Origin of the sequence: Corynebacterium sp. KPL2838 (genome assembly GCF_040225455.1) — a bacterium.
Lineage (GTDB): Bacteria > Actinomycetota > Actinomycetes > Mycobacteriales > Mycobacteriaceae > Corynebacterium > Corynebacterium rhinophilum.
In genome coordinates this window covers 1-5,755 of sequence record NZ_JBEHFT010000057.1, presented here as the reverse complement: position 1 = coordinate 5,755, position 5,755 = coordinate 1, and the positions used below count along the sequence as shown (strand labels likewise).

Genomic DNA, 5,755 nt, shown 5'->3' with positions numbered 1-5,755 from the left:
TTTGTTGTTTGGTGTCGGCGGTGACTTACTCTCCCACAACCTCCCGGTTGCAGTACCATCAGCGTGTACAGGCTTAGCTTCCGGGTTCGGAATGGGACCGGGCGTTTCCCTGTAGCTATTAACCACCGACAAACCTATCAGAACACTACCCACCAAGTTGTGTGGTGTTGTGTCAGATACTGCATAGTGGACGCGGCACACGGAATGTGTACATTTTGTTTACTCGCTTCGAACAAGTCCACCCAACAATCATCCCCACACGTGGTGTTCGGGGTTGTTGTGGTGTGTTTGTTTTGGTCAATTAGTACCAGTAGCCTTCACACCTTACAGTGCTTCCAAGTCTGGCCTATCTACCCCATAGTCTTTAGGGGACCTCAAAAGAAACCTCATCTTAAAACAGGCTTCCCGCTTAGATGCTTTCAGCGGTTATCCCTTCCGTACGTAGCCAACCAGCACTACCCCTGGCGGGATAACTGGCACACTAGAGGTACGTCCGTCCCGGTCCTCTCGTACTAGGGACAGCCTTCTTCAAGTTTCAACGCGCGCGGCGGATAGAGACCGAACTGTCTCACGACGTTCTGAACCCAGCTCGCGTGCCGCTTTAATGGGCGAACAGCCCAACCCTTGGGACCTACTCCAGCCCCAGGATGCGACGAGCCGACATCGAGGTGCCAAACCATCCCGTCGATATGGACTCTTGGGGAAGATCAGCCTGTTATCCCCGGGGTACCTTTTATCCGTTGAGCGACACCACATCCACAAGTAGGTGCCGGATCACTAGTCCCGACTTTCGTCCCTGCTCGACATGTCTGTCTCACAGTCAAGCTCCCTTGTGCACTTACACTCACCACCTGATTGCCAACCAGGCTGAGGGAACCTTTGGGCGCCTCCGTTACATTTTGGGAGGCAACCGCCCCAGTTAAACTACCCACCAGGCACTGTCCCCAACCCAGATCATGGGCCAAGGTTAGATGCTCAATCCGATCAGAGTGGTATTTCAACAACGACTCCACCACCACTAGCGTGATGATTTCACAGTCTCCCACCTATCCTACACAAACCGAACCAAACACCAATACCAAGCTATAGTGAAGGTCCCGGGGTCTTTTCGTCCTGCCGCGCGTAACGAGCATCTTTACTCGTAATGCAATTTCACCGGGCCTGTGGTCGAGACAGCAGAGAAGTCGTTACGCCATTCGTGCAGGTCGGAACTTACCCGACAAGGAATTTCGCTACCTTAGGATGGTTATAGTTACCACCGCCGTTTACTGGGGCTTAAATTCTCAGCTTCGCTAACAAACGTTAACTAACCGGTCCTCTTAACCTTCCAGCACCGGGCAGGCGTCAGTCCATATACATCAACTTAACGTCTTCGCATGGACCTGTGTTTTTGATAAACAGTCGCTTCCCTCTATTCTCTGCGACCCCACAACACTCCAGCAGTAAATGCCTTCACGTCACAGGGCCCCCCTTCTCCCGAAGTTACGGGGGCATTTTGCCGAATTCCTTAACCACAGTTCACCCGAACGCCTTAGTATCTTCAACCTGACCACCTGTGTCGGTTTAGGGTACGGGCCATACACACACTCGCTAGAGGCTTTTCTCGACAGTACAGGATCACCACCATCAACCCGCTTAGGGTCTACGCATCACGCCTCAACCTTAATGTGTAGCGGATTTACCTACCACACGGCCTACACGCTTACACCACCAATCCAATAAGTGGCGCGGCTACCTCACTGCGTCACCCCATCACTTGAACCACACATCAGGCCCCACGACATCAACACCACCAACACTCAAAGAATGCTAGGTAGCGTATCCGCAGTGGTTAGTATCAGTGCTTCATCATGGGCGCACATGTACGGGTACCAGAATATCAACTGGTTATCCATCGACTACGCCTGTCGGCCTCGCCTTAGGTCCCGACTCACCCTGGGAAGACGAACTTGACCCAGGAACCCTTAGTCATCCGGCGGTAAGGATTCTCACCTTACAATTCGTTACTCATGCCTGCATTCTCACTCGCACACAGTCCACGCCTCCTCACGGTAACGCTTCCACCCATGCACGACGCTCCCCTACCCAAACAACAAAAAATTGCTGCTTGCCGCGGCTTCGGCGGTGTACTTGAGCCCCACTACATTGTCGGCGCAGAACCACTCGACCAGTGAGCTATTACGCACTCTTTCAAGGATGGCTGCTTCTAAGCCAACCTCCTGGCTGTCTTCGCGATCCCACATCCTTTTCCACTTAGTACACCCTTAGGGGCCTTAACCGGCGATCTGGGCTGTTTCCCTCTCGACTATGAAGCTTATCCCCCACAGTCTCACTGCCGCACAACACAATTGATGGCATTCGGAGTTTGGCTGACATTGCTAAGATTGTAGTCCCGCTCAACCAACCAGTCGCTCTACCTCCACCAAGCTAATGCGACGCTGCACCTAAATGCATTTCGGGGAGAACCAGCTATCACGGAGTTTGATTGGCCTTTCACCCCTACCCACAGCTCATCCCCGCAGTTTTCAACCTACGTGGGTTCGCGCCTCCACAACCTCTTACAGCTGCTTCACACTGGCCATGGGTAGATCACCCCGCTTCGGGTCCAGGACATGCCACTAACCACCCCATTAGGATTCGGTTTCCCTACGGCTACCCCACACGGGTTAACCTCGCGACATGCCGCTGACTCGCAGGCTCATTCTTCAAAAGGCACGCCATCACACAAAAAAGTGCTCTGACGGATTGTAAGCACATGGTTTCAGGAACTATTTCACTCCCCTCCCGGGGTACTTTTCACCATTCCCTCACGGTACTATCCACTATCGGTCACACTGAGTATTTAGGCTTACCGGGTGGTCCCGGCAGATTCACAACAGATTCCACGAGCCCGTTGCTACTCGGGAACCCAACAACCCCCACATCATCATCTTCAGCTACAGGACTCTCACCTACTCCGGCAGGCCATTCCAAACCACTTCACCTAACAACAATGCACAAAGGGCGTGCCACTGGTAGATGACACACAATTGAGCCCCACAACACCGCACACACAACCCCTACCAGGTATCACATGCACACGGTTTAGCCTCATCCACGTTCGTTCGCCACTACTAGCAGAATCATTATTATTTTCTCCTCCTACGGGTACTGAGATGTTTCACTTCCCCGCGTAACCCCCACAACAGCTATGAATTCACTGAAGGGTAACCCCACATAACCAGGGCCAGGTTTCCCCATTCGGACATCCTCGGATCAACGCTTTATTGACAACTCCCCGAGGCTTAACGCAGCCTTACACGTCCTTCATCGGCTCAGCATGCCAAGGCATCCACCATGCGCCCTAAATAACGAACACACCAACCACCACACACAAACCACACAACACAAAGGTCACACAATCCGTATGCGGTAGCAACAAGTGAACTTGACAAAATAAACAAAAAAGAAAAATCACATCACACACATAAACACCACAACAGTGGCATCATGCAGATGCTCGCGTCCACTATACAGTTCTCACACAACACCCCGAACCAGCAACAAACACCACCACAACGGTGACATCCATCAACCAGTCAGGCACACACAAAAAGGGGATAATGCCCCAGACACCCAACAATGCACCAACGTACAATCAACACTCATTTTTGTATACATGGACACTTTTACGCATGTCACAAAGCACCATTCAAACACTCGGTACTGTCGATTAAGGTGTGTCTCCTACCCGGAATTTCCAAACAATCGGTGGCAGCAGAACACTCGCCTACTCAACCACCAACCCACCATCAAACAACAGTGGGCAACCCACAAACAGTGGGTATCTGACTGCAACTGCAGCCTACAAAAAAGCTCCTTAGAAAGGAGGTGATCCACCCGCACCTTCCGGTACGGGTACCTTGTTACGACTTCGTCCCAATCGCCGATCCCACCTTCGACGGCTCCCTAACACGTTTAGGCCACCGGCTTCGGGTGTTACCAACTTTCATGACGTGACGGGCGGTGTGTACAAGGCCCGGGAACGTATTCACCGCAGCATTGCTGATCTGCGATTACTAGCGACTCCGACTTCATGGGGTCGAGTTGCAGACCCCAATCCGAACTAAGGCCGGCTTTCAGCGATTCGCTCCACCTCACAGTGTCGCAGCGCGTTGTACCGACCATTGTAGCATGTGTGAAGCCCTGGACATAAGGGGCATGATGATTTGACGTCATCCCCACCTTCCTCCGAGTTAACCCCGGCAGTCTCTCATGAGTCCCCAACCAAATGCTGGCAACATAAGACAAGGGTTGCGCTCGTTGCGGGACTTAACCCAACATCTCACGACACGAGCTGACGACAACCATGCACCACCTGTACACCAACCACAAAGGGAAACTACATCTCTGCAGCGATCTGGTGTATGTCAAGCCCAGGTAAGGTTCTTCGCGTTGCATCGAATTAATCCACATGCTCCGCCGCTTGTGCGGGCCCCCGTCAATTCCTTTGAGTTTTAGCCTTGCGGCCGTACTCCCCAGGCGGGGCGCTTAATGCGTTAGCTACGGCACGAAAGTCGTAGAAAGACCCTCACACCTAGCGCCCACCGTTTACGGCATGGACTACCAGGGTATCTAATCCTGTTCGCTACCCATGCTTTCGCTCCTCAGCGTCAGTAACTGCCCAGTAACCTGCCTTCGCCATCGGTGTTCCTCCTGATATCTGCGCATTTCACCGCTACACCAGGAATTCCAGTTACCCCTACAGCACTCAAGTTATGCCCGTATCGCCTGCACGCCCGGAGTTAAGCCCCAGAATTTCACAGACGACGCGACAAACCACCTACGAGCCCTTTACGCCCAGTAATTCCGGACAACGCTCGCACCCTACGTATTACCGCGGCTGCTGGCACGTAGTTAGCCGGTGCTTCTTATCTAGGTACCGTCACAAAAAAGCTTCGTCCCTAGCGAAAGGAGTTTACAACCCGAAGGCCTTCATCCCCCACGCGGCGTCGCTGCATCAGGCTTGCGCCCATTGTGCAATATTCCCCACTGCTGCCTCCCGTAGGAGTCTGGGCCGTATCTCAGTCCCAATGTGGCCGTACACCCTCTCAGGCCGGCTACCCGTCGCCGCCTTGGTAGGCCATTACCCCACCAACAAGCTGATAGGCCGCGAGCTCATCCTACACCGAAAAAACTTTCCAACCACCACACTAAAGATGGTTCCTATCCGGTATTAGACCCAGTTTCCCAAGCTTATCCCGAAGTGCAGGGCAGATCACCCACGTGTTACTCACCCGTTCGCCACTCGAGTACCCTGCAAGCAGGGCCTTTCCGTTCGACTTGCATGTGTTAAGCACGCCGCCAGCGTTCGTCCTGAGCCAGGATCAAACTCTCCACAAAAAGAAAATTTCAGAACAACATCCTGAAATAGGCCGTGAAAAGCCCAAACCTAACCAAAAGAACAAACCACCACAAACCCACAAAAGCAGGCTCATGCTGGCGTCCAAAAATTACTACAAAGAAAAATCATTGCCTCCCCAACCCGACGGGGCACAAAAAGAGGAGACAAAAAGTTGAACACAATCACATGCCAACCAATCCATCAATGCAGCCGAAACACTAAACAGTATTCAAAAAGATGCGTATTCCAACACCTTACCGGCACACACCAACCAACAAACCACACAAGATTCGCTGGCCAACAGACCAATCAACACACAACCATGCACACAAAAATAAAAAATAAGTACATTGGCACACTATTGAGTTCTCA

At 52.4% G+C, this 5,755-nt stretch carries 3 rRNA genes; all 3 read right to left on the bottom strand.

The features are described from left to right. Positions 1-12 precede the first annotated feature (12 nt). Positions 13-130, bottom strand: a 5S ribosomal RNA gene (gene rrf, locus ABRP98_RS11360). 152 nt (positions 131-282) lie between these two features. Continuing rightward, positions 283-3,358 (bottom strand): 23S ribosomal RNA (locus tag ABRP98_RS11355). A gap of 505 nt (positions 3,359-3,863) precedes the next feature. Continuing rightward, positions 3,864-5,382: ribosomal RNA gene (locus ABRP98_RS11350) — 16S ribosomal RNA — on the bottom strand. Together the 16S, 23S and 5S rRNA genes form the textbook arrangement of a ribosomal RNA operon. Positions 5,383-5,755 lie beyond the last annotated feature (373 nt).